The organism is Aeromonas sp. CA23, from assembly GCF_002587065.1.
GTDB lineage: Bacteria > Pseudomonadota > Gammaproteobacteria > Enterobacterales > Aeromonadaceae > Aeromonas > Aeromonas bestiarum.
The window spans coordinates 3,829,824-3,856,431 of record NZ_CP023818.1 but is presented as its reverse complement, the minus strand read 5'-3'; the positions used below and the strand labels follow the sequence as shown (position 1 = coordinate 3,856,431).

The window sequence follows — 26,608 nt, the reverse complement described above, 5'->3', positions numbered from 1 at the left end:
CGGCATCTGCAACGGGAAACATATGCGCTCGCTGTACCTGGCGATAACACTCTGATAACGTGGTGGTATGACCAGTGAGTCAATAACAGGGATCAAGGAGAGGACAAGGGAGATGGAAAAACCAAGGGTCAAGTGCGAGATCCGGGACGGCATCGCCGAAGTGATGCTGGCGCGGGGGGACAAGCTCAATGCGCTGGATAGAAGCATGTTCGGCGCCATCGACGAGACGCTGACGCAGCTCGCGCAGCACAAGGGGTTGCGGGCCGTGATCCTGCACGGTGAGGGGCGCGCCTTCTGCGCCGGACTGGATGTGAAATCCATGCTCAAGCAGCCGGTGGCGGCGCTCGACATCCTCAAGCGCGAGGCGGATGAGGCGACCAACCTGGCCCAGCGGGTGGCTTACGGCTGGCATCAGCTGCCGGTGCCCGTGATTGCGGTGACCCAGGGGGTCTGTTTCGGTGGCGGCCTGCAAATTGCGCTGGGGGCCGATTTTAGGTTCAGCACCCCGGATTGCCGCTTCTCGGTGATGGAGATCAAGTGGGGCATCATCCCCGACATGAGCGGCAGCGTCACCCTGCGCAACCTGATGGGGGTGGACACGGCCATGGAGCTGGCCATGAGCGGGCGTGAATGCGATGCGCTGGAGGCGAGATCCCTCGGGCTGGTGAGCCGGGTCTGCGAGGATCCGCTGGCCCAGGCGCGGGAGTTTGCGAAGACCCTCATCACCAAGTCGCCGGACGCGCTGGCGGGGATCAAGCAGCTCTACCATCAGGCCTGGGCTCGCAGCGATGAGGTGATGCTCAAGGAAGAGACCCGTTTGCAGAGACAGATCCTGGGGCGGCCCAATCAGTGGCGCGCCACCCTCAACAGCCTGTTTCGCTGGCGCTTGCCATTCGGACCCAGGCGCAACGCGCTCTGAGCGGCCCGTACCCCAGACTGATGCAGAACAAATGAAAATGGCAGCCGAGGCTGCCATTTTTACTGGGCATTGCGTTCAGGAGATCTTGCGATCCGGCTCGAACGGGTGGCCGGCCTTCTCCTGTTCCAGGTTGTCTTCGGAGCGGTGGCCCATCCAGTAATCGGCGTTCTTGATGCCGAGTTTTTCCGGGTGGAACACGGGATCCAACCCCTTGGCCTGCTGGGCTTCATAATCCCGCAGGCAGGCGAAGGCAGTCTTTTGCAGCAGCAGGATGGCGATGATGTTGAGCCAGGCCATCAGGCCGACCCCGATATCACCCAGACCCCAGGCCAGATCGGCGGTCTTGACGGTGCCGTAGACGGTGGAGGCCATCAGCGTCAACTTGAGCATGAAGGTCAGCCAGGGACGGTTCACCTTGCGATTGATGTAGGCGATGTTGGTCTCGGCTATGTAGTAGTAAGCGACGATTGTGGTGAACGCGAAGAAGAACAGCGCTATGGCCACGAACATGCTGCCAAAGCCGGGCATCATGCTCTCCATGGCGGTCTGCACATAACCAGGCCCTGCGGCTATGCCGGCGATCCCCGTGTAGAGGGCGGCACCATCCGGTCCCTGCACGTTATAAAGCCCGGTAATGAGCAGCATGAAGCCGGTGGCAGAGCAGACGAACAGGGTATCGATATAGACGGAGAACGCCTGTACCAGACCCTGCTTGGCCGGGTGGCTCACCGCAGCGGCGGAGGAGGCGTGCGGCCCGGTACCTTGACCTGCTTCGTTAGAGTAGACCCCACGCTTGACCCCCCACATGATGGCCAGACCCAAAATGGCGCCAAAACCGGCATCAAAGCCGAAGGCACTCTTCCAGATCAGCAGGATCACGCCCGGCAGGGCCGTGATGTTGAGGGCTATGATGACGCAGGCGACGATGATGTAGCCCAGCGCCATGAAGGGCACCACTGTGCTGGCGAAGCTGGCGATCCGCTTCACTCCGCCGAAGATGATGAAGCCGAGCAGCAGCGCCAGACCGGCGGCGGTGACGTTCGGATCGATATCAAAGGCGGTCTGCAGGCTGGAGCCGATGGAGTTGGCCTGCACCCCCGGCATCAGCACGCCGCAGGCGAAGATGGTGGAGATGGCGAAGGTCCAGGCATACCACTTCATGCCGAGCCCTTTCTCTATGTAGAAGGCCGGGCCACCGCGGTATTCGCCGTTGATCTTCTCCTTGTAGACCTGACCCAGGGTGGACTCCACGAAGGCGGAGCTGGCGCCGAGGAAGGCGACCATCCACATCCAGAACAGGGCACCCGGGCCACCGAAGGTGATGGCGGTGGCGACCCCGGCGATGTTGCCGGTACCGACCCGGCCGGCCAGCGTCATGGCCAGCGCCTGGAAGGAGGAGACGCCGGCATCCGTGCTCTTGCCATCAAACATCAGCCGGATCATCTCCTTGATGTGACGCAGTTGCAGGAAGCGGCTGCGCAGGGAGAAGTAGAGGCCTACCCCCAGACACAGAAAGATGAGCGCTGGGCTCCAAATCACCCCATTGATGGCATTGACGATCTCATTCATGTACAACAACTCCTTTGTCGTGCTGTCTTGGCGGGGTCTGCGCCCCGCTCCCTTAAAATAGTGAGTGACCAAGGGGGCCACTCAATGGTGTGCGGAATGTTCAACTGCCAAGTCCGCGGGTTTTAACATATCCATTTGTTCATGGGCTTCCCAGTGAAATATGTTGTCGGCTTGTTAATTTGTGAATTGACATTAACAAATGGTCAATTTGACTGGACACGATACGGCGCAACCCCTTTATCATCGCCATTTGCTCCTGGATGGATTGGGGTGGCTGAGACAGAGCAAAATGGAGGCCAAAGATGAAGATGGAAAGAGACGGGTGGCAGATCCGGCCCGCCGGGCAGGCGGATGCCGAGGCCATGGCGCAGCTGTTCGGGCAGCTCGGCTATCCGGCCAGCCCGGCCGAGGTGGGAGAGCGCTGGGGCAGGCAGGATCCGGCTAGCGAGGTGCTGCTTGCCTGTGATGGGGATGAGGTGGCGGGCGTGCTGGTGTGGCACCGCCTGCGGCCCTTGCATGTTGCCCCAGACTGGGGCCTGATCTCGGCGCTGGTCGTCGATGAAGGTGCAAGGGGGGCGGGTGTGGGGGCCGCCTTGCTGGCGGCGGCAGAAGCCAGCGCTTTGGCGCAGGGTTGCAGCCAGCTGGAGCTCTCCAGCAGTCTCAAGCGTGAGGGGGCCCATCGCTTCTATCTGGCACAGGGCTATCTTGAACGCCCGAAACGGTTCGTGAAATCATTCTGATCAGCAAGAGGAGTCCATGTGTTCTGGTCCAGGTTATGGAGTCTGTTTGGTGGTGCATCCCGGCAGGAAGAGAATGCCCCGGGTGCGTTGGAGTGGCAGCAGGCGCTGGCCGCCGTGCCCATTTTGCAAGGATTTACCCACAGCGATCAGCTGCGGCTGGTTGCGCTGGCGCAGCAGTTTCTGGCTCGCAAGACGCTCACCCAGATTGGCGTCGAGCTCACCCCTCGTCAGCAGGCGGTGCTGGCCCTGCAGGCCGTGCTGCCCATTTTGCATCTGGGGCTCGACTGGTATCGCGGTTTTCACGAAATCATCCTGATCCCCGAGCCGGTGACCCGTCGTCAGGAGGTGCAGGATGAGTTCGGTCTGGTGAGCGAGTGGGAAGAGGAGAACGCCGGGGAGTCCTGGCCGCAGGGGCCGCTGGTGCTGGCCTGGAGCGAGCTGCAGCAGGATGGGGATTGGGACGGCTTCAACCTGGTGATCCACGAACTGGCCCACAAGCTCGACATGCTGGGGGGGAGGCCGACGGTGCGCCGCCACTGCCGGCAGGCATGGATCCGCGCCAGTGGACCCAGGCGTTGCAGGGGGCATTCGATGCCATGAATGCCCAGCTGGCCCGCCATGAGGTGACCGCCATCGACCCTTATGCGGCCGAGCACCCGGCCGAGTTCTTTGCGGTGTGCAGCGAGAGTTTCTTTACCGATCCGCTGCGCCTGCGTGACACCTATCCCGCCGTGTATGAGCAGTTCGTGCTTTTCTTCGGCCAGCAGCCGGCGACGCGTTTTCCGGCCACCCGCTTGCTGGCAGGGGAGCCTGAACTGCAGGGTTGACGCACCCTGGCTTGCCAACGGCAGATAAACAAAAGGCACCCCTGAGGGTGCCTTTTTGCATGGGCGCGAGGGCCTGGGGCTGCGCTTACGCGGCGGCCTTGAGCTGCACGGCGGCGGCTTTCTTGTGATCGCCAATTGGCAGCACGGTGCGGCCAAATTGCTCGTTGATCACTGTGGCCATGGCCAGGTAGATGGCGCTGGCGCCGCAGATGATGCCTTCGAAACCGGCGATGGTGCCGATCAGGGTGCTGCCGGTGAAGTCACGGGCGGCCAGCAGGAAGAACAGCACTGTCAGGGAGGCGAACACGAACTGCTTCACGCGCGGGTAGTTGACGGTGCCAACCAGCATGAACAGGGTGAACATGCCCCACATCAGCAGGTACCAGCCCATGTAGGCGTGGGGAGTGGCTTCGGCCAGACCCATGGTCGGCATCACCAGCAGGAACACCAGGCTCCACCAGAAGGTGCCGTAGGAGATGAAGGCGGTGACACCGAAGGTGTTGCCACGCTTGAACTCCATGATACCGGCGATGATCTGGGCCAGACCGCCATAGCACAGGCCCATGGCCAGGATCATGGCGCTGATGGGGAAGAAACCTGCGTTATGTATGTTCAGCAGAATGGTGGTCATACCGAAACCCATCAGACCCAGAGGGGCAGGGTTGGCCAATTTTTCGCTCACGTGGCGTTCTCCAAAAATAGAGGTGGGGGTTGATAAAAGACGCGCGATTTTAGGCAGGCTCTTGGCCCCGAGCAAGAGGGGGAACCGCAGAAATGGTAAAAAAACTACACGAAATTTTACCCCATGGACCGAAATGGTAAAAAAACTACACGAAATTTTACCCCATGGACCATTCGTGCCATTCAGGTAGATGGCAAGTGAATGAATCGCGCCGACAAGGTTGATTTTTTGTATTAAAAGCGCGCTTTGTGAAAGTAAGCAACATAGGGCGTGGGCATGTTTGACTGCCGCGCCTTGTCCCTCTTTTTATTGCCTGAGCAGTGCTCTGCAGTTCGATAAATAGCCTCATATGCCATCAGACAAGAGTGTGCCACTACCATATGAGGCTGGGACAGATCTCGGCTTATGTTGGAGCAAGCTGGTTTGGCAGGGTCGCGGAGAAGGGAGAGCATGATGGCTAACGGGCTAACGGGCTAACGGGCTAACGGGCTAACGGGCTAACGGGCTAACGGGCTAACGGGCTAACGGGCTAACGGGAGAGGAGCATCCGGGGAAGAGGGCACGGATCGTCGCACCGGCGCCAGCAGCCTGGCCCCCATCACGCCGCCCCCAAGCACCGCCATATGGTGGCGCTTGGGGGGAATGGTCGCCGTGGGCAAGGCGGGGCGATGCAAAAATACAACGGGAACAGGCATGGTGAGCAAGGGGGGACCCCTCTCGGCCCCCCGCTGTTGGTCAATCATCCAGGGTCAGGACGACCTTGGCATCCTTGTCTGTCTCCTTGACCTGGCTGTCGAGCACGAACAGCCGCTCCGGCGCTATCCCCTGGGTATCTACCAGATACTCTTTGGTGTTTTGGGCGCGGCGCATGGCGAGGTTGCGCAGGGACTTGGCGGTGATCAGCTGCTGATCCCGCAGCAGGATCTCCGCCTGGGTGCGCAGGGCCGGGCTCGACTCATCCAGTTTCAGCCGATCGGCCAGATCCCCAAGATCCTCGTTGAAGCGCGCCTCATAGGCCTCGGCCAGCGCCGCTTGCAGGGCGGGATCCTGCTCCAGCAGGGCGAGATCGACCGGTGCACCCGTGATCTTGGCCAGTGCCCGCTCCAGCTTCTGGCGCTGCAAGATGGGGCGCTCCTCGTTGAAGTTGACCTTGCCACGAATGTTCATGCTGAGCTTGGGCCTCTCCTTGAGGGCCTGTGCCAGCTTGGCCAGCTTCTCCTGCTGGGTGGGGGTGAGATCCGGCTCACCGGGCAGAAAGGGCAGTTCGTCCAGATCTTCGGTGCCGCCCGCCAGGGAGGCCAGCAGGGAGAAGGGGGAGGTGATGGCCTTGCTCAGGGTGTTGCTCAGCACATCCCAGAAGATGTTGCCCAGGCTGAAGTCCGGCTGATCCAGATTGCCCTTCACCTTGAGGTTCATCTGGATGACGCCGTTGGCGTCGCTGAGCAGGGCGATGGCCAGCCCCAGCGGCAGATCCTTGGCCTGCTCGCTCTTGATCTTCTCCCCCAGTTGCAGCTTCTTGATGGTGATGTCGTTGTCCCCCTCAAGCCGGTTGCCCTGCAGCTTGTAGTTCAGCTTCATGGATAGCTGGCCCTTGTCGATGGCGTAGCCCGCATAGGTGCTGGAGTAGGGGGTGAAGGTGGTGAGCTCCAGGTTGCTGAAGGTGACGGCCACGTCCAGCACCGGCTGCTCGATCAGCAGGTTGGTGCCGCCGCGAATGGTCACGGGGGCATAGCGGTCAACCTTGCCGTTGAAGGCGAGATCCGAACGCTGGCCGGGAATGTTGCTGATATGGCGGCTCTGGCCGCTGAGGGAGGCGATGTCCACCACGAACTCCGGGCTCAGGCTGCGATCGGCAAAGCGCAGGTTGCCCTGCTCGGTGCGGATCTGATCTATGGTGATGCGGGGGGCGGGCCCGCTGGCCGGCTTGGTACTGGCGGCTTGCGGCAGCAGCAGTTGCTGGACGTTGGTCACCCTGTCCTCGTCGATCTCGATGCGGGCAAAGGGCTTGCGCAGCAAGATGTCGCGAATCTTCACCTGTTGGCTGATGCCGTCATAGTGCAGTCCGCTCAATTGCAGGTGATCTATCTGCAGCAGACGCTGGTTGTCGGCCCGATCCAGCACATTGAGACGCTCGATGTCGAGCCCGCCCGTGACGTCGAGCCGGCTCAGTGCCCCCTTGGCATCGGTGGCGATGGCCAGCTTGGTGCGACTGGCGAGCAGGCCATCGCGCACGCTGATGCGCAACAGATCCTGGAGGTAAGGCTGGGCCCACTTGAGGGGCAGCCCTGCCTGCTTGATATCCCCGTCGAGGGCGAAGGGGGTGAGGGTGAGGGCGCCGTCAAACCCCAGCGTACTCTGGGTGTTGAGGGTGGCATTGAGGGTGAGCGGGCTGCGCTGGCCTGCCTGGCTGCTCAGGGTGCCCAGGGTGAGGTTCAGCCCGGAGAGTTCCCGCAGTTGCGGCTTGCCGCTGCTCGACTCGGTCAGCTTGAGTTCGCCCTGTTCGATGCGGGTCTGCTTGAGGTTCCAGCGCCAGGGTTTGCCGTTATCCGCTTGCTTGCCCGCCGGCTTGGCGGCGGCCTGCGGGATCAGCAGGGTCGCCAGATCCAGCTGCTGGTTGGCATCGAGTACCGCGCTGACGGCCGGTGCCTTGAGCGCTATCTTGTCGATCTGGATCGACTGCTTGCCGCCATCCATGGCAATGCCTGCCAGCGCCAGCTGCTTGAAGCGGGCAAACTCGCCCCCCTTGCTCTGCTTGAGCTGCCAGTCATTCAGGGTCAGCTTGCCCTTGGCGAGCTGCCAATCCAGCCCCTGCTTGCCCGGCGTGAGCCGGTAATCCAGCTCGGCACTGGCCTCGCCCTTCACCAGATTGACCCTGAGATAGGAGGCCCAGAGCGGTGCGAAGGGCGAGAGCGCCAGTTTGCCCAGGCTGATCCGGCCCTTGCCTGCCCCCGTCATGATATCGAGCTGGCCATTGGCCTTGAGCGGGCTGCGCTGGTTGAGGCTGGCGCTCAACTGAAACTGGTTGGCGTGGGCCGGCGCCGTGGTGAAATCCGGCAACTGTAATTCGAGCCCGCTCAGGGTGAGTGGCGGTACCCAGCCCGGGCTGCTGCTCTTGCGACTGTCCTGATAGCGGAGATGGCCCCCGGTGGCGGCCAGCCTGGTTATCTGTGCCAGGGGCGGTTCGCCGCCGGCCGGTTCGGGCGTCTGTGTGGGGACCAGCAAACGGGCCAGGGCCTCGGTCAGGTTGAAGCGGATGGCCCCCTTGTCGTCCGGGAGCCGAACAAGCTGCACCGCCGGCCGGGTGAGGCTGGCGTCGCTCAGTATGATGGCCTTCTGGCGCCAGCTTTCGCCAAGTGCGGGGATAACCTGCAACTGCTCGAAGGCGATGATGGGTTGCTGTTTTTCATCGAGCAGTGCCGAGGGACCTATGGTGAGGGAGGGGTGACGCAGGCCGACGCTTATCTCCCCCAGAGTCAGGTTCAGACCATAATGCTTGGCCAGCCAGCCCGGCAGGTGGCGCTGGGTGAGGGTGGGGGCTTGCCATAACAGGATGAACAGGGAGATGAGCAATACGGCGCAAGAGTAAAGGACGTAGCGCAGCAGGCGGGCACGCAGGGGCTTGGGCATGAAGGTCTCCAATTGATGCGCATAGGGTACCAAAATCTCAGGCGATGATCATGGTGCCGCTTGATGCTGTACGCCGTACTTTGTCCAAAGGCGTGTCAGTCTTCCACTGCTCTGCAACGCGGCCAGCCAGGCTTCCAGCTGGCTGGCCGAGACGCTGGCCGTCGGACTGAGCAGCGCCCTGAGTTCGTATTGCTGATCCCATTTGTCCGATCGCAGCAGGCGGGCGGCCTGCTGCGGATACTGTTTGCTGAACTGGTTCAGGTAGGAGAGGTTGAGCATGGCCACCTCGCCGCGCCCCTTGAACACTCCCTGCAGGGCACTGATGTTGTCCTTGACCAGGGTGATGTCAAAACGCTGCTTCAGCTCCGCCGGGGTGGCATTGAAATCGGCGACCCCGTAGTGATAGCCGGTGACGCCGATCAGCCGACGCTGCTCCAGGTGCTCGAAGAAGGATTGATCCCGGCCCGGTGCCTTGAGCGCAACATAGATCTCGCCGCCCAGCAGCAGGGGCCGGGTCATGCGTACCTGATCCGCGTTCCAGTCCCAGCGGATGTCCTCGAACAGCATGAGGGAGAAGCGACCGAGCGCCAGCGCCTGGTAGCGATGGGAGGCCGAGGTGGGCACGAACACGAAGCGCACGTCCCGTTGGATCTCGTTGAGTTCGGCGATGAGATCCAGGGTCAGCCCGCGATAGCTGTTGTCACCCTCCTTGACCACGAAGGGGGCATAAGGGTAGCCCCCGACCTTGATCAGTGGGTGGCTCCATGCCGTGGAGCAGAGCAATAACAACCAGCAGCACCAGCGTTTCATGGGGGGCACCAGGGCGGTGAGATGATCCCAGATTCGGTTAATCTGCGCTGGTTTTCAAGCTGTTGAGGGAATTTGCACAGCGCTGCTCGGCGGCTTCCAGCTCCGCCATCACCATCTGGATGTCTTCCAGCTGCTGGCGCAGGGATTGGCGCTTGGCGTCGATGAGCTGGATCATGGAGTGCAGCTGGGTCTTGCTCGATCTGTCCGTGTCATACATGTCGAACAGCTCGCGGATCTCCGCCAGGCTGAAGCCGAGCCGCTTGCCGCGCAGGGTCAACTTGAGCCGGATCTTGTCCTTGTGGCTGTAGATGCGGGTCTGGCCCTCTCGGGTCGGGGTGATCAAGCCTTCATCCTCGTAGTAGCGGATGGTGCGCGGCGTGATATCAAACTCGTGGGCCAGCTCGGAGATGCTGTAGGTGATCTCCTTGCCGGGCAGGGGATCAGGCATCATGGTGCGCTCCTGTGGCAAATCGGGTCTGCAGTCGCTTGGGCTCTGGGAGGCCGGGCCCGCCTGGCGGGGGATCAGAGATCATGATGTGCTTCCATTGACAGCGCGGCGCGAAGCCGCAGGGCGTTGGCGTGCAGGGCCTGGCCGACTCGCGAGCCGTTGGGGCGACCGAGCTGCTCGCTCACCCACTGGCCGGTGGCGGCCAATTTATCGAGACTCACCCCTGTGCTCATGCCAAGGCCGTGCAGCAGATAGACCACCTCTTCCGAGGCGACGTTGCCGGAGGCCCCCGGCGCATAGGGGCAACCGCCCAGCCCGGCCACAGAGCAGTCTATGGTGCGGATGCCGCGCTCCAGCGCCGGCAGCAGGTTGGCCAGCCCCTGGCCATAGGTGTCGTGAAAGTGTACCGCGAGCCGGCCCGCCGGGATCTCGTGCAGCACAGCATCCAGCATGGGCGCCACAGTGCCAGGGGTGCCGACCCCTATGGTGTCGCCCAGGGAGATCTCGTGACAGCCGAGATCCAGCAGCCGCTCGGCCATGGCCGCGACCCGTTTCGGGCGGGTAGGGCCGTCGAACGGGCAGGCAATGACGGTGGAGAGATAACCGCGGACCTTGATGCCGAGGCGGCGTGCCTCCAGCACCAGGGGGGCGAAGCGTATCAGAGACTCCTCCACGCCGATGCCGATGTTGGCGCGGGTAAAGCCATCGGAGCAGGCGGTGAAGAGGCCAATTTCGTCGGCGCGGGCGGCAATGGCCGCCTGCAAGCCCTGCAGGTTGGGCACCAGGGCGCCATAGCGGGTCGGTCCCTTGCGCGGCAGGACCTTGAAAAGTTCGGCGGAGTCCGCCATCTGCGGCACTTTTTTGGGGGAGACGAAGGCCCCCACCTCGATGCGCTGCAGGCCGCTCTCGGCGAGGCGTTGAACAAGCTCCAGCCGCTGGACGAGCGGCAGGGTACTGGCCTCGTTTTGCAGGCCGTCGCGCGGGCCCATCTCCACCAGGCTCACCTTGTCATCCTGCATTCCTGATTCTCTCTTCATGACCCGCTCTCTTGTTGATCCACGGCATCGGCAAAGCGCACCAGTATTACCCCCTGACTCACCTGTTCCCCCTGTTTGCATTGCAGGGTCTCGATCACCCCATCCCGGTCGGCTTTCAAGACGTGCTCCATCTTCATCGCCTCCAGCACCAGCAGGGGTTGGCCCTTGCTGACGCGCTGGCCGGTCTCGACCAGCAGCGCCACGACTATGCCGTGCATGGGGGCCGTTGCGCCCTGTGCGGTGCCTGTGTCCTGATCATGATGCAGCTGATGGTGCTGATCATCGGCGCAGAAGCGGATGCGCTGACCATCGAGCAGCAACACGCACTCGGTGGCGGTCAGCGTCTTGACGGGGTAGCGCTGCCAGCGCCCTGCCTGCTGCAGGCGGATATGATCGGCGCCCAGCTCGCAGGGGAGCGATCCCCCCTGCCACGTCAGCGTGCCGGCGCGCTCGGACAGGGTCAGCACCCGGGCCTCCTCGCCGATGCGCACCGCCGCCGTCCAGTGCCTGCCGGCCCCCAAGCGAAAGCCGCGCGCCTGTTGCCAGGGGGAGGCGTCGGCACTGCGGCTGGCGAGCCAGAGGGTGGCCAGCGGCCAGGCCAGCTCAGGGATGGCTTGCGGCTCGGTGGGGATGGGCCACTGGGTGTGATGGCGCATGGCCAGCACGTCCGGCTCCTGACACAGGCGCAGCAGCAGCGCCCCGTTGTGTACCAGGGGGCCCAGCTCCAGCGCCGCCAGCTCATCGGCCAGGCTGGCAAAGGCCTCGGCGCGGCTCTGGCCGTGGGCGATCAGCTTGGCGATCATGGGATCGTAATAGGGGCTCACCTCATCACCGGCGGCGACGCCGGTATCGATGCGCACCCCCTTGGGCCAGCTGAGCCACTGGATGGGACCGCTGGCGGGCAGGAAACCGGCCCCCACATCCTCGGCGTAGAGGCGCGCCTCCACCGCGTGGCCACGCAGCACCACCTCCTCCTGGATGAGCGGCAGCGGCTTGCCTTCGGCCACCGCCAACTGCCAGGCCACCAGATCCTGACCGGTGACGGCCTCGGTGACCGGGTGCTCCACCTGCAGGCGGGTGTTCATCTCCATGAAGAAGAACTCATTCCCGCACAGCAGAAACTCTATGGTGCCGGCCCCCCGATAGTCGATGGCCCTGGCCGCCGCGACGGCCGCCTCGCCCATGGCGCGGCGCAGGCCAGGCGCTATGTTCGGCGCGGGGGCCTCTTCGATCACCTTCTGGTGGCGGCGCTGCAAGGAGCAGTCTCGGTCCCCCAGGTAGATGGCGTTGCCCAGACTATCGGCAAACACCTGCACCTCCACGTGGCGGGCGCGGGCCAGATAGCGCTCAAGCAGCACATGATCATCCCCGAAGGCGGCCTGCGCCTCGCGTTTTACCGCCGCCAGCGCAGCGTCGAATTCCTCGATCCGATCGACCCGGCGCATCCCCTTGCCACCGCCGCCGCTGGCGGCCTTGATAAGGAGCGGGAAGCCGGTCAGCAAGGCCTGCTCGCGCAGCCATTCGGGGCGTTGATCCGCGTCGTGATAGCCGGGCAGCACGGGCACGCCGGCCGCCAGCATCAACGCCTTGGCCCCCGACTTGTCGCCCATGGCGAGAATGGCGGCGCCGCTCGGACCTATGAAGCGCAGGCTACGCTGTTCGCAGGCGGTGGCAAAGTCGCTGTTCTCCGACAAGAAGCCGTAACCGGGGTGGATGGCGTCGGCCTTGGCCTGCTGGGCGATGCGCAATACCTTGGCGGCGTCGAGGTAGCTCTCCCGTGCGGGAGCCGGCCCCAGATGCCAGGCTTCGTCGGCCTCCCGCACATGCATGGCGCAGGCATCGGCGTCCGAGTAGAGGGCTATGGTGTGGATGCCGAGGCGCCGGGCCGTCTTGATGATGCGCACGGCGATTTCGCCTCTATTGGCAATCAGCAGGCGCTTGATGGGGTGATCTTGGGTCATGCTTCATCCTTGAAACGGGGGCGCCAGGCGGGGGGACGTTTATCGAAGAAGGCCTGCATGCCCTCCTGGGCCTCGAGTCCGACCCGCACCCTGGCTATGGTCTCGACGGTTTTCTCTTCGTGCAGGCTGGCGGTGTGGCTCTCGATGGCGGCCAGCAGCCGCTTGGTCTCCTTCATCGCCTCCGGGCCGTTGCGACACAGGCGCAGGGCCAGCGCGCGCCCTTCGGCCAGCAACTGCTCCGGCTTGGCCAGCTGGTGCGCCACATTGAGCCGACAGGCGGTGATGGCATCGAAGGGTTCGGCGCTCAGCATGTAGCGGCGCGCCTGGCGCATGCCCATGGCGCGCACCACATAGGGGCTGATCACCGCAGGCACCAGCCCCAGACTCACCTCGGAGAGACAGAAGCGGGCATCCTCGCTCGCCAGCACCAGATCGCAGGCGCAGACAAGGCCGAGCGCCCCGCCATAGGCCGCGCCCTGCACCAGCGCCACCGTGGGGAAGGGCAGCTCGTCCAGGGTCTGCATCAGCCGCGCCAGCACCCGGGCATCTTCCCGGTTGTGCTCGAAATCGGCGTGGGCCAGATTGCGCATCCAGTTGAGATCGGCGCCGGCGCAAAAGTGCCTGCCCTCAGCCCGCAGCAAGAGGGCATGAGGCCGCTCGGCGAGGGAGTGACCGTGGAGATGGGCCAGATCGTCGAGGCAATCGAGCAGCCCCAGCATGAGGTCGGCATCGAAGGCGTTGTGGCAGGCGGGGCGCGAGAGCACCAGCTCGGCCAGCGGACCGTGACGCTCCAGGCGAAATCCTTGCTGGGCGCCGCTGAAAAGTGGATCGGACATGTCGAACTCCTTACATCCGGAAGATGCCGTACTGTTCCGGGCCTGTCTCGGCCCCCTGACAAGCGGCCAGAGCCAGCGCCAGTACGGTGCGGCTCTGGGCTGGATCTATGACGCCATCATCCCACAGCCTGGCGCTGGCGTAGTAGGGATGACCCTGCCGTTCGTACTGGGCGATCACGGGCGCGCGGATGGCGTCGGCTTCCTGCTCGCTCAATGGCTTGCCCTCGGCGGCCAGCTTGTCGCGGCGCACCTGCACCAGCACACCGGCGGCCTGCTCGCCCCCCATCACAGAGATGCGGCTGTTGGGCCAGCTGAACAGAAAGTCGGGCTCATAGGCGCGGCCGCACATGCCGTAGTTGCCGGCACCGAAGCTGCCGCCGACGATGAGGGTGATTTTGGGCACCCGGCTGCAGGCCACGGCGGTGACCAGCTTGGCGCCATGCTTGGCAATGCCTTCCCGCTCGGCTGCACTGCCTACCATAAAGCCGGTGATGTTTTGCAGGAACAGCAGGGGAATGGAGCGCCTGTTGCAGAGCTGGATAAAGTGGGCGCCTTTCTGGGCGCTGTCGCTGTGCAGCACGCCATTGTTGGCGAGGATCCCCACCTGCATGCCCTCGATCCGGGCGAAGCCGGTGACCAGCGTGGTGCCAAACAGTGCCTTGAATTCGTCAAACGCGGAGCCGTCCACCAGGCGGGCGATGAGCTCGCGGGCGTCATAGGCGCGCTTGAGGCTGGTACCCACCAGACCGTAGAGATCTTCTATCGGATAACAGGGGGCGTCGTAGGCTGAAGTGGATGGAGTGGTGTGGTCTCCCAGATTGCCAACTAACGTGCGGGCTATGGCCAGCGCATGGGCATCGTCCCTGGCCAGGTGATCCGCCACGCCTGAGTGGGAGCAGTGCACCTCGCCGCCGCCGAGGGCCTCGGCGCTGATCTCCTCGCCCGTGGCCGCCTTGACCAGCGGCGGCCCCGCCAGAAAGATGGTGGCCTGGTTCTTGACCATGATGGATTCGTCCGCCATGGCGGGCACATAGGCGCCGCCTGCGGTGCACAGCCCCATCACCACCGCCAGCTGGGGGATGTTCCGGGCCGACATGCGGGCCTGGTTGTAGAAGATGCGACCGAAGTGCTCCCGGTCGGGAAACACCTCATCCTGCATGGGCAGGAAGGCGCCGCCGGAATCCACCAGATAGAGGCAGGGCAGGCGCAGCCGCTCGGCGATGGCCTGGGCGCGCAGGTGCTTTTTCACCGTGAGCGGGTAGTAGGTGCCCCCCTTGACGGTGGCATCGTTCACCACCAGCAGGCAGAGCCTGCCCGCAATCTGGCCGAGCCCAGTGATGATGCCGGCGGCGGGCACAGGCTCGTCATAGACCTGCCAGGCGGCCAGTGCAGAGAGTTCGAGAAAGGGGGAGCCCGGGTCCAGCAGCTGATTGATGCGCTCGCGGGGCAGCAGCTTGCCACGGGCCTGATGGCGGGCGTTGTTGGCCTCGCCGCCGCCCTGGGCTATCTCGTCGAGACGGGCATTGAGATCCTCGACCAGTGCCAGCATGGCCGAGCGGCTCTCGGCAAATTCGGGGCTCGCCGTGTCGAGGCGGGAGTGGATCCGGCTCATGCGTCTTCCCCCGTCAGTGCGCTGCTACCGATATCAGGGAGTAACAGGAGAGGCTTCATGCATTCTCTCCCATCAGCTCTCGGCCGATGAGCCAGCGACGGATTTCCGAGGTGCCGGCGCCTATCTCGTAGAGCTTGGCGTCCCGCAGCAGGCGGCCTGTGGGGTATTCGTTGATGTAGCCGTTGCCCCCCAACAGCTGAATGGCATCCAGCGCCATCTGGGTGGCATTCTCGGCGGCAAACAGGATGGCGGCGGCGCAATCCTTGCGAATTAGGTGACTGTCATGACCCTGATCGCAGGCCGCGGCCACCGAGTAGACCAGGGCGCGGCTGCTGGCCAGACGGGTGTACATGTCCGCCAGCTTGCCCTGCACCAGCTGGAACTCGCCGATGGCCTGACCGAACTGTTTGCGCTCGCGCACATAGGGCAGCACCACATCCATGCAGGCCTGCATGATGCCGAGGGGGCCCGCCGCCAGCACCACCCGCTCGTAATCGAGGCCGCTCATCAGCACCTTGACCCCGCCGTGCAGGGTGCCGAGCAGGTTCTGTTGCGGGACGCGGCAGTTGTCGAACACCAGCTCGCAGGTGCTGGAGCCGCGCATGCCGAGCTTGTCGAGCTTCTGGGCCGTGGTGAAACCGGGGGTGCCCGCCTCGACGATAAAGGCCGATATCCCCTTAGGCCCGGCCTTGGCATCCGTCTTGGCATAGATGACGAAGGTGTCGGCGTCCGGGCCATTGGTGATCCACATCTTGGTGCCGTTCAGCACGAAGTGATCGCCCTCTTTATCTGCGGTCAGCCGCATGCTGACCACATCTGACCCGGCCCCCGGCTCGCTCATGGCCAGGGCGCCCACGTGCTTGCCGCTGACGAGGGCGGGCAGATAGCGCGCCTTCTGATCAGGGGTGCCGTGGCGGTGGATCTGGTTGATGCAGAGGTTGGAGTGGGCACCGTAGGAGAGGCCGACCGAGGCGCTGGCGCGGCTCACCTGCTCCATCACCAGCACATGGGCCAGATAGCCGAGGCTCACGCCGTCATACTCCTCCGCCACCGTAATGCCGTGCAGCCCGAGTTCGCCCATTTGCGGCCAGAGATCGCGCGGGAAGGCGTTGCTCTGATCGATCTCGGCAGCGCGCGGCGCTATCACTTTCTGGCAGAAGGCCTCGACCTGCTCGGTCAGGGCGCGGAGGGTCTTATCCATCACTGCATGCATCCTTGCTCTCCTTTGAATGACGGGTGCTCACCTGTCTGGTTGCCCCGACGAGCCGAAATAGGGGGTCAAACTGGTCAGTCCATTTGTGCGTTAAGTTTACGTTAGCGTAAACGTAAATTGATTGTTAGTCTAAGGTAAATTTGTCGGGTGGCGGCTGCAAGGTGGCTCGTCTCCCCCCACCAACCGAACTCAAGGAGTGAGCGGCATGACCAGCCAGTACCCATTGCAGTCTGCCAGCAAGGAGAGCAGGGCATGAGCAACCATCAGACCCAGTACGGCGATGTGCCGCTTTATATCGGTGGCGAGGCCTGCGCTTCCACGAGCGAGGCATGGATCGAGGTGACCAATCCGGCGGATCAGAGCCTGCTGGCACGCGTGCCCAAAGCCACCCCGGCCGAGGTGGCGCGCGCGGTGCGCAGTGCCCACGACGCCTATCTGTTGTGGCGGGATGTGCCGGCCCCCGAGCGGGCACGGGTCATGTTCAACTACCAGCATCTGCTCAAAGCCCATCACGATGAGCTTGCCTCCCTGCTGGCCCGGGAGACCGGCAAGAATCTGGCGGATGCCAGGGGGGATGTGTGGCGCGGCATCGAGGTGGTGGAGCAGGCCTGCGGCATCGCCAGCCAGACCATGGGGGAGACCATGGGCAACGTGGCGCGCCGGGTCGATGGCCACTCCTGGGTGCAGCCGCTGGGGGTCTGTGTCGGCATCACGCCGTTCAACTTCCCCGCCATGATACCCCTGTGGATGTTTCCGCTGGCGGTTGCCTGCGGCAACGGCTTCGTGCTCAAGCCTTCCGAGCAGGATCCGCTTACCCCCATGCGGCTGGCCGAGCTGTTCACCGAGGCGGGGGCCCCCAAGGGCATACTCTCCGTTGTACACGGCGGCGCCGAACAGGTGGATGCGCTGCTGTGTCATCCGGATGTGAAGGCGGTCAGCTTCATCGGCTCTGCCCGGGTCGGTGCGCATGTCTATCGCACCGCCACCGAACACCTCAAGCGGGCCCAGTGTTTCGTCGGTGCCAAGAATCACATGGTGATCATGCCGGACGCCAACAAGGGGCAGGTGCTGAGCAACCTGGTGGGGGCCGGCGTCGGCGCGGCCGGGCAACGCTGCATGGCCATCAGCGTGGCGGTGTTCGTGGGCTCCGCCCGTGACTGGATCCCCGAGCTTGCCGCCGAGTTTGCCAAGGTGAAACCCGGGGTCTGGCACGATCCCGAGGCAGCTTATGGTCCCCTCATCAGCCCGGAGGCGAAAGTCAGGGTAGAGGGTCTCATCGAGGCGGGGATCAAGGAGGGGGCCGAGTGCCTGCTCGATGGTCGCTTCTGCGATGTCGCGGGCTATCCGGTGGGCAACTGGGTGGGGCCGACCCTGTTTCGCTGCGTGACCCCAGAGATGCGGATTTATAAAGAGGAGATCTTCGGCCCAGTGCTCGCCTGTCTGGAAGTGGAGAGCCTGGACGAGGCGCTGACCCTCATCAACAACAACCCCTATGGCAATGGCACCTCCATCTTCACCGGCTGCGGCGCCGCTGCCCGCAAGTTTCGCCACGAGGTGGCCGTGGGTCAGGTGGGGATCAACGTGCCCATTCCGGTGCCGCTGCCATTTTTCTCCTTCACCGGCTGGCGCGGTTCCTTCTACGGGGATCTGCACGCCTACGGCAAGCAGGCGGTGCGCTTCTACACCGAGACCAAGACGGTGACCGAACGCTGGTTCGACGAGGATATCCCGACCGGCCCCAACATGACCATCAGCCTGCGTTGAAGAGACAGGATCGGGCTATGTCGACCGGTGCGAACGTCAGCCTGCGTTGAGCGTGGGCCAAAGAGACAACAGACAAAGGACACAAGGAAGCGGACAAGATGGATTTTACCCTGACCGAGGATCAACAGGCTTATGTCGAGGCGGCCACCGCCTTTGCCAATGAGGCGCTCAAACCCCATGCCGCCCGCTGGGACAGAGATCACGAGTTTCCCATCCCCACCATCAAGCAGGCGGCGGCGCTCGGCTTTTGCGGCCTCTATACCCCGGAGCAGTATGGCGGGCTCGGCCTGCCCCGGCTCGATGCCAGCCTCATCTTCGAGCGCCTCTCCATGGGCTGCACCTCCACCACGGCGTATCTGACCATCCACAACATGGTGAGCTGGATGCTGGGCAGCTGGCTGCCGAGCAATGTCGCCGAGCAGTGGGTGCCCAGGCTCGCCAGCGGCGAACTGCTGGGCTCTTATTGCCTCACCGAGCCGGGGGCGGGTTCCGATGCGGCGGCTCTCAAGACCCGTGCTGTGCGTGATGGCGAGGACTACCTCATCGACGGCAGCAAGGTGTTCATCTCGGGGGCGGGCAGCACCCAGGTGCTGGTGGTGATGGCCCGCACCGGGGGCGACGGGGCCAAGGGGATCTCCGCCTTCATGGTGCCGGCCGACAGTGAAGGAATTGTCTACGGCAAGGCGGAAGAGAAGATGGGCTGGAACAGCCAGCCGACCCGGGAGGTGGCCTTCAACGGGGTGCGCATTCCCGCCAGCTATCGACTGGGGCAGGAGGGGGAAGGGTTCAAGTTCGCCATGCAGGCGCTGGATGGCGGGCGCATCAACATCGCCACCTGCTCTGTGGGCACAGCCCAGCAGGCGCTGGATGATGCGCTGGCCCATGTGCAGCAGCGCCAGCAGTTTGGTCACCCCATCAGCGAATTTCAGAGCGTGCAGTTTCGCCTCGCCGACATGGCCACCGAGCTGGCGGCGGCTCGGCTGATGGTACGCCAGGCTGCCGACAAGCTGGACAGGGGCCGCCCGGACAAGAGCGCCTGGTGCGCCATGGCCAAGCGGTTTGCCACCGACGTGGGTTATCGCGTCTGTGACGAGGCTCTGCAACTCTTTGGCGGCTATGGTTATATTCGCGAGTATCCGCTGGAGCGCTACCTGCGCGATACCCGGGTCCACCGCATCCTGGAAGGCACCAACGAAGTGATGCGGCTGATCATAGCCCGCCGCCTGCTGGCGGATCCCGGTCTGTCGCTGGAGTAAGGGGATGGGCACCATTGCCTGGACGACGCCAGGGCGGGTAATGGGATTGCGCATCGTCTGCCGCTTGCTGGCGCAGCCCGGCCTGTGGCTGGCATAACAGATTATCTGCCCTGAGCCGTCGCGGGCTTTGTGAGCCGGCCGAAGGTTGACTCCATTCAACCCTGTCATCATGGGGCAGTCTCATTCACAAGGACAATGCAATGACAAGGATCAGGCTCGAATATCACGGTCACGTGGCCTACATCACCCTCGACCATCCGCCCGCCAACACCTGGACCCTGGCCAGCCTGCAAGCCTTCTTGCAGATGATGGTGGAGCTAGACAGCCGCCCCGATGTGGTGGCCCTGGTGATCCGCGGGGCGGGGGACAAGTTTTTCTGCGCCGGCGCCGATCTCAAGATGTTTGCCGACGGCGATTTGGACCATGCTCGCGAGGTGGCCGAGGCCTTCGGTCGCGCCTTCGAGGCGCTGGCCGGTTTCCACGGCGTCAGCATAGCCGCCATCAATGGTTACGCCATGGGTGGCGGGCTGGAGGTGGCGCTGGCCTGCGACATCCGCATCGCCGAGCAGCAGGCCAAGCTGGGGCTGCCGGAGGCCTCCGTGGGCTTGCTGCCCTGCGCCGGTGGCACCCAGCGCCTCACCGAGCTGGTGGGACCGGGCTGGGCCAAGCGGATGATCCTCTGTGGCGAGAAGGTGAGCGCCACCCTGGCCTACGAGATGGGGCTGGTGGAGGAGGTGGTGAAGGAGGGCCACGCCTGGGACGCGGCGCACCAGATGGCCCAGCTGGTGGAGCGTCAGAGCCCGAGCGCCCTGCGAGCCTGCAAGCAGCTTATCAATCAGGGGCGCAGCGGCCATCGTGATGCCGCCTTGCCGCTGGAGCGCAGCCTGTTCCTTGAGCTGTTTGCAGATGTCAACCAGCGTGAAGGGGTGGCGGCCTTCCTGGAGAAGCGGCCCGCGCGCTGGCAATACGAGACATCTGCCAGGCAGGGGGACGAGGCATGAGTGAACCGGTACGTGTAACAACCCATCCCACGGCAGACGGCCATCGTATCGGTGTGCTGACTCTGGACAGCCCCGCCTCCCTCAATGCATTGAGCCTTGAGATGATTCAGTTGTTGCAGGCGGCGTTGACCCGCTGGGAGCAGGACCCGGTCATCGTCTGCGTCTTGTTGCAAGGGGCCGGTGAGAAGGCATTTTGCGCTGGCGGCGACATCCGCTCCTTCTATTACCGCCAGCAGGAGGAGAGCGAGCAGGCGCTGTTTGGTTATGCGCGGGATTTTTTTGAGCAGGAGTATCGGCTCGACCACCATATCCACAGCTACGGCAAGCCCCTCATCTGCGTGGCGGATGGCATCTGCATGGGGGGCGGCATAGGCCTGTTCGCCGGCGCCGACTTTCGGGTGGTGACCGAGAAGAGCCTGTTCGCCATGCCGGAGGTGACCATAGGCCTCTACCCGGACGTGGGGGCCAGCTGGTTTTTAAGCCGCATGCCGGGGCGACTCGGGCTCTGGCTCGGGCTGACCGGCGCCCGTTTCAACGGCGCGGATGCCATCGGCCTGGGGCTGGCGGATCACGCCATCGCCAGCAGTGAGCGTGCTGCCTTGTTGCCGCGACTGGCCGCGCTGGAGTGGGGGGCAAAGGCCGCGCCCCGCGAGCAGATAGAACGGTTGCTGGGCGGCTTGCAGGCAGAGGCGGACCAGCCGCTGCCAGCGCCTGTGATCTTGCCCCATCAGGCCAAGATCGATGTCCTGCTGGCCGGGCGCACCCTGCAAGGGGTACTGGATCGGTTGTACGATGCGGCCTTCGATCCCGAGCTTGGCGAAGGGAGCCTGGCGCAGGCCCGCGACACATGCCGCAGTGGCAGCCCCATCAGTCGCGCCATTCTGTGGCGCCAGTACTGGCAGGCGCGCCGCCAGTCGCTGGCCGAGGTGTTTGCCGATGAGCTGGCACTCTCGGTCAACTGCGTGCTGAGGGGGGATTTTGTGGAAGGGGTGCGGGCACTGCTCATCGACAAGGACAAGTCCCCGCGCTGGCAGGCGCCTCAGGCCGGCACTGACTGGCTGGATGCCTTCTATCGCTGGCCCGAGGGGAAAAATCCCCTGGCGCCTTGAGCCTTCGAGAGGGCGTCAGGGCGGATCAACAGACACAGGTTGCTGGATAGCCAGCACGGCAAGGAGCAGACGAGATGACAAGGATTGGGTTTATCGGGCTGGGCAACATGGGGGGGCCCATGGCCGCCAACCTGGCCAGGGCGGGGCACGGGGTTCGGGTGTTTGACTTGATGCCGGAGAGTGTCGCCAAGGCGATCGCCGCCGGTTGTATCGCCGCCGGGGATGCCCGCGAAACGGTGGCCGATTGCGATGTGGTCATCAGTATGCTGCCCGCCGGCGAGCACGTGCGCGGGCTCTGGCTCGGCGAGAGTGCCGGAGAGCGGGGAGGACAGGATCTGCTGGCAGCCTTGCCCGCGGGGGCCCTGGTGATCGACTGCTCCACCATAGACGTGGCCTCGGCCCGCCAGGTAGGGGAGGCGGCACGAGCCCGGGGGATCCGCTTTATCGATGCCCCCGTCTCGGGTGGCGTCGCCGGGGCGGCGGCGGGCACCCTCACCTTTATCGTCGGCGGCGAACTGGCGGATTTCGAGGCGGCCAAACCCGTGCTCGCCTGCATGGGGCAGAACCTGTTTCATGCCGGGGCGCTCGGGGCGGGCCAGATCGCCAAGATGTGCAACAACATGCTGCTCGCCATCCACATGGCGGGCACAGCCGAGGCGTTGGCGCTCGGGGTGAAGGAGGGGCTGGATCCGAGTGTGCTCTCCACCATCATGGGCAAGAGCTCAGGTAACAACTGGAGCCTGGAGCGTTACAACCCCTGGCCTGGCGTGATGGAGAACGTACCGGCCTCCCGCCACTATCAGGGGGGCTTCATGACCCGATTGATGGTCAAAGACTTGGGGTTGGCGATGGCCCTGGCCGAACATGCCCACAGCGCCGTGCCCATGGGGGCCCTTGCCCGCAACCTGTTCAACCTGCACGCAAGCCAGGGCCAGGAGAGCAAGGATTTTTCCAGTATCGTCGAGCTCTATCTGGATAAAACGCGGGACCCGTCACAGGCCGGTTAGTCTGCGGCAGTTTGCTCATCACCTCATCAAGCGGGCGGCAACTCAGTTAACAATAAGGAGTACCCATGGATATCAAGCAGAAAGTCATCGCCATCACGGGGGCGGGCAGGGGGCTCGGCCGCGCCATCGCCCTGAGCCTGGCCAGTCGGGGCGCCGTGCTGGCGTTGATCGATGTGAATCGTACCGATCTGGAGGTGACCGAAGCCGAGCTGCGCAGTCGCGATGGCCAGTGCGTCCTGTTCGTCTGCAACGTGGCGAGTGAAGCCGAGGTGGAGGCGACCTTTGCCGCGATTAAAGAGCAATGTGGCGCCCTGCATGGCCTCGTCAACTGCGCGGGGATCCTGCGGGACGGCATGCTGATCAAGGTGAAAGAGGGCGAACTGGTGGAGAAGATGAGTCTGGCCCAGTGGCAGGCCGTCATCGACGTCAACCTCACCGGCACCTTCCTCTGTGGTCGGGAAGGGGCGGCCCTGATGGCCAAAGGCGGGCAGGGGGGCGTCATCGTCAACATCTCCTCCATCGCCCGTGCGGGCAATATCGGCCAGAGCAACTATGCCGCCAGCAAGGCGGGGGTGGCTTCCCTGGTGGTGACCTGGGCGCGGGAGCTGGCCCGCCACGGCATTCGGGTCATGGGCATAGCCCCCGGTGTGTTTGCCACCGACATGACGGCGGCGATGAAACCGGAGGCGATGGCGCGCATGCAGCAGGCCATTCCGGTCGGCAGCCTGGGGCAGGCGCACCAGCTGGCCGAAACCGTGCATTTTATTCTCGCCAATGACTATCTGTCCGGGCGCATGATCGAGCTCGACGGCGGCTTGCGACTCTAAATTCCGGCTGCCTTTTGCAGATGCCCCTGGCCCCTGGTACAGGGGCATTTTTATTGAAACGTTTGTCAGCAGTCGATGCTGCCGACCCAGGCTGCAAGCTGCATGCTCATGCAGGTCTGCTCCGAAAAACGGGGGCGAAGTCATGGAAAAATGTGAAATATCAACGGGTCTTTCTTAATTTGAGCCAGCTCACAGGCGCTTGAGGTCAGTGCTGTAGAATTGCGCGCGGTCAAGACGGTGCATGATTGACGGTACGAGGGATTGCGGTCGGAATAGTCATGCAATATAGTTGCCGCCTTTTTCACGGGGTACGGATTTTTCGCCCCTCCCATATTGCGCGCAGTATGAATACGGATGCTCTACCGCCGCCTAATCAAACAGGATTGAGATGGACAAGAAACTAGGGCTTGGCGCCCTCATCTCGCTGGTGATCGGCTCCATGGTCGGCGCCGGGGTCTTCAGTCTGCCACAAAATATTGCCGCTCATGCCAGCGCCGGGGCCGTCGCCCTGGGGTGGGCCATCACAGGCCTTGGCATGATCTGTCTCGCGCTGGTCTACCAGAATCTCTCCATGCGCCGCCCGGATCTCGATGGCGGCATCTTCAGTTATGCCAAGGCCGGTTTCGGCGATTTCATCGGCTTCAACGCCGCCTGGGGTTACTGGCTCTGTCAGCTGCTGGCCAACGTCTCCTACGCCATAGTGGTGTTCAGCGCCCTGAGCTACTTCTTCGACACGCCGGACAATGTCATCTTCGGCGACGGCAACACGCCCGTGGCCATCACGCTCGCCTCCCTCCTCATCTGGTCGGTGCATGCCCTGGTGCTGCGCGGGATCCAGGTCGCGGCCCTGGTGAACATAGTCACCACCATCGCCAAGATGGTGCCGCTCATCGTGTTCTGCGTAGCTATACTGCTTGCCTTCAACATGCAGACCTTCACTCTGGATATCTGGGGTCACGACAACGTGGAGCTGGGTTCCGTGATGGATCAGGTCAAGTCCACCATGAAGGTGACGCTCTGGGTCTTCATCGGCATCGAAGGGGCCGTGGTGGTCTCCGCCCGTGCCCGTCATCGCAAGGACGTGGGCCGTGCCACCGTGCTGGCGCTGCTCGGCGCGCTGGCGCTCTACGTCATGGTGACCCTGTTCTCGCTGGGCGTCATGAGTCAGCCGCAGCTGGCCGCCCTCAAGAACCCGTCCACCGCCATGATCCTGGAAGCCGTCGTGGGCCCCTGGGGCGCCTGGCTCATCAACATAGGTCTGGTGATCTCCGTGATGGGGGCCCTGCTGAGCTGGACGGTACTGGCGGCGGAAGTGCCCTATATCGCGGGCAAGACAGGGGTCTTCCCTGGCTGGTTTGCCAAGGAGAACAAGAACGGCTCGCCCAAGGTGTCGCTCTGGTGCTCCACCTGCCTGGTGCAGATCTTCCTCATCATCATCTACTTCCAGAGCAGCACCTATCTGGCGCTGGTCAACATCGCCACCTCGGCGGCGCTGGTGCCCTATGTTTTCTCCGGTGCCTATGGCCTCAAGCTGGCGCTGAAAGGGGAGACCTACGAGGGTCAGCCCCATCAGCGCAAGCGCGACCTGCTGCTGGCACTGGTGGCCACCCTCTATGGCTGCTGGCTGGTCTATGCCGCCGGGGTGGAATACCTGCTGCTGGTGGCGCTGCTCTACAGCCCCGGTATCTTCATCTACTGGAAGGCGCGCCAGCACCACGGGCTGCGCGGCCTCAACCGGCTGGAGCAGGGGATGACGGCGGCCCTGCTCGGTTGCGCCGTGCTGGCCTTTTACAAGGTGATGGACGGTACCATTCCCTTGAGTTAACCGGCACAATGAAGAGATGGCCCAAGGGCCATCTCTTTTTTTATGCGCGTGTTGGCCTGAATGGTCAGGCGCCGCCTCGGAAGGAATTTTTATGCTGTTTATGGGTTATCTGCTGCTGGGTGCTTTCGCGGGCATGCTGGCGGGGCTGTTCGGGATCGGTGGCGGTCTCATCATAGTACCCGTGCTGGTTCTCAGCTTCCACGCTCAGGGGGTGGCCCCCGATATCATTACCCATCTGGCACTGGGTACCTCGTTGCCCACCATGATCTTCACCGGTTTCAGCTCATTGCGGGCACATCAGGAGGCCGGTGCGGTCGACTGGGTGGTGATCCGCCGATTGGGGGCTGGCATGCTGATCGGCGCCTGGCTTGGCGGCATGACAGCCAACCTGCTCAGCGCCAGCACCCTCAACATCATCATCGGCTGCTTCGCTTGGACCATGGCGCTGCAGATGGGGCTCAACCTCAAGCCCAAGGCGGAGCGGCACCTGCCGGGACCTGTCGGGACCGGTATCGCGGGCACCGTCATCGGCTGGATGTCGGCGCTGTTTGGCATAGGCGGCGGCTCGCTCACCGTGCCTTATCTCAGCTGGAACAGCGTGCCGATGCGCAACGCCGTGGCGGCCTCCGCCGCCTGCAGCATGCCCATCGCGCTGGCGGGCAGCCTGAGCTACCTCTACGCCGGTTGGGGCAATGCCTCCCTGCCAGAATGGAGCCTGGGCTTCATCTACCTGCCTGCCCTGCTCGGCATAGTGCTCACCAGCACCCAGTTCGCCCGGGTGGGGGCAAAGCTGGCCCATAAACTTTCCCCGCAACGGCTCAAGCAGGCGTTCGCCCTGCTGATGCTGCTGGTGGGGGCCAAGTTCATGCTGTTTAGCTGATTCATTCGGCAGATTGTTGAAAAATAAGGCGAACGGTTCGTCCCTCGGCAGAAAGCCATTGCAATGAAACGGGACTTTGCTATTCTCCTCGCCGGTGGTCCCATTGGTCCTCTCGCATTGATAACTCGTCAACCTGGTCAGGACCGGAAGGTAGCAGCCAAGGCGGGGGACTCGAGTGCCGGGATGTGGCTGGTGGGGCCACCACCTGTTTCTGAAATTAAATAAGTTACCTTCCAATTCCCCTTCAGACCTCTTGGTAATCCACTTTGTGTGGATGACTGATCGCATCTGCAATGCGTTTCTGGCTCAGTTCTCGATACATAAGTCCCTAAGACATTTGCGACTCTCGGAAGGTCGGCACCCCTGCTGTCGTTGCCGACGGACATCCATAAACCGCTCGGCACACGGGATAGGCTGGCAGCTCATAACAAACTCACCCAGTTATTTGTCTGTGCGCGTGCTCGCGTAAAACCCAGCCGTCATCTCTGCCATGGTTCCAGCTTCCGTCCCCTATGATAGGAGCGTTTGGATTGTTGCGAGCAAGCGGCCGATCCTCTCTGGTATCTGCCGGTTCGGTGACATGTGTATCTCGGCCCAAGCGACTATGCAGGAGCAACAAGGGCGAACGAGCGCTGTTGAGCACCTTCAGCAACAGCTG

The 26,608-nt window shown here is 63.5% G+C and carries 20 protein-coding genes, 1 other RNA gene and 1 pseudogene; 12 read left to right on the top strand and 10 right to left on the bottom strand.

The window, feature by feature from the left end; translation table 11 throughout:
* Positions 1 to 112: 112 nt before the first annotated feature.
* On the top strand, positions 113 to 919 hold the full coding sequence (locus CK910_RS17870) for a crotonase/enoyl-CoA hydratase family protein (RefSeq protein WP_098984198.1): 807 nt from the start codon (positions 113 to 115) through the stop codon (positions 917 to 919).
* Positions 920 to 994: 75 nt separating this feature from the next.
* Here the strand turns inward: CK910_RS17870 and CK910_RS17865 are convergent, their stop codons facing one another.
* Positions 995 to 2,488 carry an alanine/glycine:cation symporter family protein gene (locus tag CK910_RS17865; protein ID WP_098984197.1) on the bottom strand — a complete coding sequence of 498 codons (1,494 nt, stop codon included), beginning with the start codon at positions 2,486 to 2,488 and terminating at the stop codon, positions 995 to 997.
* Between the two features lie 302 nt (positions 2,489 to 2,790).
* On the opposite strand from CK910_RS17865, the gene CK910_RS17860 reads away from it, so the two are divergent.
* Positions 2,791 to 3,228, top strand: a complete 438-nt coding sequence (locus CK910_RS17860; protein ID WP_098984196.1) for a GNAT family N-acetyltransferase — start codon at positions 2,791 to 2,793, stop codon at positions 3,226 to 3,228.
* An 18-nt stretch (positions 3,229 to 3,246) separates the two neighbouring features.
* Positions 3,247 to 4,055 (top strand): annotated as a pseudogene (locus CK910_RS17855) (zinc-dependent peptidase).
* Positions 4,056 to 4,140: 85 nt separating this feature from the next.
* On the opposite strand, the gene CK910_RS17850 reads toward CK910_RS17855, so the two are convergent.
* The 9 genes from CK910_RS17850 to CK910_RS17810 all read right to left on the bottom strand — a co-directional run bounded on the left by CK910_RS17850 (position 4,141) and on the right by CK910_RS17810 (position 16,281).
* Positions 4,141 to 4,737: an acetate uptake transporter gene (locus tag CK910_RS17850; RefSeq protein ID WP_043136288.1), complete on the bottom strand. Its 597-nt coding sequence runs from the start codon at positions 4,735 to 4,737 to the stop codon at positions 4,141 to 4,143.
* A 735-nt stretch (positions 4,738 to 5,472) separates the two neighbouring features.
* Positions 5,473 to 8,364: a DUF748 domain-containing protein gene (locus CK910_RS17845; protein WP_098985153.1), complete on the bottom strand. Its 2,892-nt coding sequence runs from the start codon at positions 8,362 to 8,364 to the stop codon at positions 5,473 to 5,475.
* A gap of 48 nt (positions 8,365 to 8,412) precedes the next feature.
* Positions 8,413 to 9,174: a substrate-binding periplasmic protein gene (locus CK910_RS17840; RefSeq protein ID WP_098984195.1), complete on the bottom strand. Its 762-nt coding sequence runs from the start codon at positions 9,172 to 9,174 to the stop codon at positions 8,413 to 8,415.
* 37 nt (positions 9,175 to 9,211) lie between these two features.
* Positions 9,212 to 9,622, bottom strand: coding sequence for a MerR family transcriptional regulator (locus tag CK910_RS17835; RefSeq protein WP_043555852.1), 411 nt, complete (start codon positions 9,620 to 9,622; stop codon positions 9,212 to 9,214).
* 74 nt (positions 9,623 to 9,696) lie between these two features.
* Positions 9,697 to 10,641, bottom strand: coding sequence for a hydroxymethylglutaryl-CoA lyase (locus CK910_RS17830; RefSeq protein WP_098984194.1), 945 nt, complete (start codon positions 10,639 to 10,641; stop codon positions 9,697 to 9,699).
* A 14-nt stretch (positions 10,642 to 10,655) separates the two neighbouring features.
* Positions 10,656 to 12,620 (bottom strand): acetyl/propionyl/methylcrotonyl-CoA carboxylase subunit alpha, encoded by a 1,965-nt coding sequence (locus tag CK910_RS17825; RefSeq protein ID WP_098984193.1) that lies wholly within the window; start codon positions 12,618 to 12,620, stop codon positions 10,656 to 10,658.
* Positions 12,617 to 13,456, bottom strand: a complete 840-nt coding sequence (locus CK910_RS17820; protein WP_098984192.1) for an enoyl-CoA hydratase-related protein — start codon at positions 13,454 to 13,456, stop codon at positions 12,617 to 12,619. Before CK910_RS17820 ends, CK910_RS17825 begins: the two co-directional genes overlap by 4 nt.
* A 10-nt stretch (positions 13,457 to 13,466) precedes the next feature.
* Complete coding sequence (locus tag CK910_RS17815; RefSeq protein ID WP_098984191.1) at positions 13,467 to 15,068, bottom strand: carboxyl transferase domain-containing protein; 1,602 nt, start codon at positions 15,066 to 15,068, stop codon at positions 13,467 to 13,469.
* Between the two features lie 55 nt (positions 15,069 to 15,123).
* Complete coding sequence (locus tag CK910_RS17810; RefSeq protein WP_098984190.1) at positions 15,124 to 16,281, bottom strand: isovaleryl-CoA dehydrogenase; 1,158 nt, start codon at positions 16,279 to 16,281, stop codon at positions 15,124 to 15,126.
* Positions 16,282 to 16,533: 252 nt separating this feature from the next.
* On the opposite strand from CK910_RS17810, the gene CK910_RS17805 reads away from it, so the two are divergent.
* The 9 genes from CK910_RS17805 to ffs all read left to right on the top strand — a co-directional run bounded on the left by CK910_RS17805 (position 16,534) and on the right by ffs (position 26,148).
* Positions 16,534 to 18,045: a CoA-acylating methylmalonate-semialdehyde dehydrogenase gene (locus CK910_RS17805; RefSeq protein ID WP_098984189.1), complete on the top strand. Its 1,512-nt coding sequence runs from the start codon at positions 16,534 to 16,536 to the stop codon at positions 18,043 to 18,045.
* A 98-nt stretch (positions 18,046 to 18,143) separates the two neighbouring features.
* A complete protein-coding gene (locus tag CK910_RS17800; RefSeq protein WP_098984188.1) occupies positions 18,144 to 19,301 on the top strand; it encodes an acyl-CoA dehydrogenase family protein in 1,158 nt (385 codons plus the stop codon).
* 200 nt (positions 19,302 to 19,501) lie between these two features.
* Complete coding sequence (locus tag CK910_RS17795; RefSeq protein ID WP_098984187.1) at positions 19,502 to 20,302, top strand: enoyl-CoA hydratase; 801 nt, start codon at positions 19,502 to 19,504, stop codon at positions 20,300 to 20,302.
* Entirely contained in the window at positions 20,299 to 21,411 is a 1,113-nt protein-coding gene (locus tag CK910_RS17790) for an enoyl-CoA hydratase/isomerase family protein (RefSeq protein WP_098984186.1), read from the top strand. Before CK910_RS17795 ends, CK910_RS17790 begins: the two co-directional genes overlap by 4 nt.
* A 74-nt stretch (positions 21,412 to 21,485) precedes the next feature.
* Positions 21,486 to 22,418: a 3-hydroxyisobutyrate dehydrogenase gene (gene mmsB, locus CK910_RS17785; protein ID WP_098984185.1), complete on the top strand. Its 933-nt coding sequence runs from the start codon at positions 21,486 to 21,488 to the stop codon at positions 22,416 to 22,418.
* Positions 22,419 to 22,483: 65 nt separating this feature from the next.
* A complete protein-coding gene (locus CK910_RS17780) occupies positions 22,484 to 23,245 on the top strand; it encodes an SDR family oxidoreductase (RefSeq protein WP_098984184.1) in 762 nt (253 codons plus the stop codon).
* 388 nt (positions 23,246 to 23,633) lie between these two features.
* On the top strand, positions 23,634 to 25,070 hold the full coding sequence (gene arcD / locus CK910_RS17775) for an arginine-ornithine antiporter (RefSeq protein WP_042871706.1): 1,437 nt from the start codon (positions 23,634 to 23,636) through the stop codon (positions 25,068 to 25,070).
* A gap of 91 nt (positions 25,071 to 25,161) precedes the next feature.
* Entirely contained in the window at positions 25,162 to 25,950 is a 789-nt protein-coding gene (locus CK910_RS17770) for a sulfite exporter TauE/SafE family protein (RefSeq protein ID WP_043136249.1), read from the top strand.
* A 101-nt stretch (positions 25,951 to 26,051) separates the two neighbouring features.
* An RNA gene (ffs, locus tag CK910_RS17765) (signal recognition particle sRNA small type) lies at positions 26,052 to 26,148 on the top strand.
* Positions 26,149 to 26,608: the final 460 nt, after the last annotated feature.